The 2,605-nt window shown below is 44.8% G+C and carries 2 protein-coding genes; both read left to right on the top strand.

Features of this window, described 5'->3' with window-relative positions; genetic code table 11:
• On the top strand, positions 1–1,443 hold a 1,443-nt coding region (gene lysS, locus Q8907_15995; protein MDP4275771.1), incomplete at its 5' end, for a lysine--tRNA ligase.
• A 185-nt stretch (positions 1,444–1,628) separates the two neighbouring features.
• A partial coding sequence (locus Q8907_15990; GenBank protein MDP4275770.1) for an NAD(P)H-dependent glycerol-3-phosphate dehydrogenase occupies positions 1,629–2,605 on the top strand: 977 nt, incomplete at its 3' end.

The following is a 2,605-nucleotide window of genomic DNA, read 5'->3' as shown; positions in this document are numbered from 1 at the left end:
CCGCAGGAAGACAAAACTTTATATAATACTGTTTTTAAGAAACTGCTTGACATTGGCGATATTATCGGAATCAAAGGTTTTGTGTTTGTAACCCAGATGGGCGAAACCTCCATCCATGTCAAGGAACTGACCATCCTGTGCAAGTCGGTCAGGCCATTGCCTGTGGTAAAGGAAAAGGACGGCAAGACTTTCGATGCTTTCACGGATGCTGAACAGCGCTACCGCCAGCGTTATCTCGACCTGATCGTCAACCCGCAGATAAAGGATACCTTCATCAAGCGTACCATGCTGATGAATTCCATGAGGCAATTCCTCAACGCCAAAGGTTATCTCGAAGTCGAAACCCCAATTCTTCAGCCTTTATATGGGGGAGCTGCTGCACGGCCCTTTAAAACCCACCATAATACGCTCGATCAGACGCTTTACCTTCGTATTGCCGATGAACTCTACCTGAAACGGTTGATTGTAGGCGGTTACGACGGAGTTTATGAGTTTTCAAAGGACTTCCGCAACGAAGGCATGGACAGGTTCCACAATCCGGAATTCACCCAGGTTGAACTTTACGTTGCCTACAAGGATTATAATTGGATGATGGACATGGTCGAGGAAATGGTGGAGAAAATCGCCCTTGACCTGCACGGAACCACAAAAATCCAGGTCGGGGAAAATATTATCGACTTCAAACGCCCGTGGAAACGTTATACGATGTACGAAGCCATCAAGGAATATACCGGAATTGATATTTCGGAAATGGACGAAGCCCAGCTTGCCGAGACAGCGCGTAAACTGGCTGTAGAAATCGACGCCACCATGGGCAAAGGCAAACTGGTTGACGAAATTTTCGGCGCTACGGCTGAAAGTAAACTCATCCAGCCTACCTTCATCACCGATTATCCGGTTGAAATGTCCCCGCTGGCCAAAAAACACAGAAGCAAACCCGGACTGGTTGAACGTTTCGAGGCCATGTGCAACGGCAAAGAGCTTTGCAACGCCTTCTCCGAGTTGAACGACCCGATCGACCAGCGCGAACGGTTCGAACAGCAACTTCTGCTTGGCAAACGCGGCGACGAAGAAGCCATGCTGCTCGACGAGGATTTCCTCCGTGCACTTGAGTTCGGCATGCCGCCAACCGCAGGACTCGGTATCGGCATCGACCGTCTGACTATGATCATGACCAATTCGGCTTCCATCCAGGATGTTCTTTTCTTCCCTCAAATGCGCCCCGAAAAGAAAATGCAGATGGACGGCAAGGAGGAATACCTCGCCCTGGGAATTGAAGAGGAATGGGTACCGATTATCCAGAAAATGGGATTCTACACCATCGAAAAACTTAAAGAAGTGAACCCGGGCAAACTGCATAACGATTTATGCGGCTTCAACAAGAAGAACAAGCTGGGGCTGACCAATCCCACCAAGGAAGAAGTTGAAAAATGGATTCAATAAATAATTAGTTTTTAATTCCTCAAGACCTCAAAGAGTAAAACTTTGAGGTCTTTGAATTTTAGGGAAACTACAACAAATTGACTGCAAGTTAATTGCAGCCAATAATCAAATAAGAGAATCTTGTATGGAATTAAAACCGAGATGTATTAAAGAAATCATTAATTTTGTATACTAAAAACCTAAAAATGAACGAGCAATCAAAAGTAGTTGTAATTGGCTCGGGCAGTTGGGCAACCGCCATTGTCAAGATATTGCTGACCAATGTCAAAAAAATCAGCTGGTATATCCGTAATCCCGAAAATATTGAATTTATTAAAAATTATAAACACAATCCCCACTATTTAAGCTCAACCATCCTGGATATCGACCGGATTACCTTTTATGACGACATCAATGAAGCAGTTGAAAATAATGATGTATTGATTTTTGTTGTTCCTGCTGCATTTCTGAAAAGTACAATCAATCCGCTTACCGTATCCCTTGACAAAAAGCTCATTGTGTCGGCTATCAAGGGAATAGTACCGGAACATAACCTGACTGTAGCCGAATTTTTCCACGAAAAATATCTGATTCCCTTCGACCGCATTGTGGTTATAACCGGGCCCTGCCATGCCGAAGAAATCGCGATGGAACGCCTGTCGTACCTTACTTTTTCTTCCAAATCCACTCATGTTGCCCGTTCCGTCTCCGAAAAATTTGAATGCAGTTACGTGCATGTGATCATTTCCACGGATATTTACGGGGCCGAGTATGCAGCCATACTCAAAAACATCATTGCTATTGCAGCCGGGATTTGCCACGGACTGGGTTACGGGGATAATTTCCAGGCGGTGCTGGTTTCAAACGCCATCATGGAAATCAAACGGTTTCTGGATGAAACACATCCCGGGCACAGGATCATCAGCAGCTCGGCTTATCTGGGAGACCTGCTGGTCACCAGCTATTCCCAGTTCAGCCGCAACCGTACCTACGGCATGATGATTGGCAAAGGATATTCCGTTAAATCGGCCCAGCTTGAAATGAACATGGTAGCCGAAGGATATTATGCAGTGAAAAGCATAAAAGAAATTAACAAAAAATATAAAGTAAACATGCCCATCACCGATGCGGTTTACAATATTATCTATGAAAAAATCTCACCTGTTATTGAAATCAAACTACT

This window comes from Bacteroidota bacterium (genome assembly GCA_030706565.1).
Lineage (GTDB): Bacteria > Bacteroidota > Bacteroidia > Bacteroidales > JAUZOH01 > JAUZOH01.
Note: the sequence above shows the minus strand (reverse complement) of the source record. Positions and strands in the feature narration are given on the sequence as shown.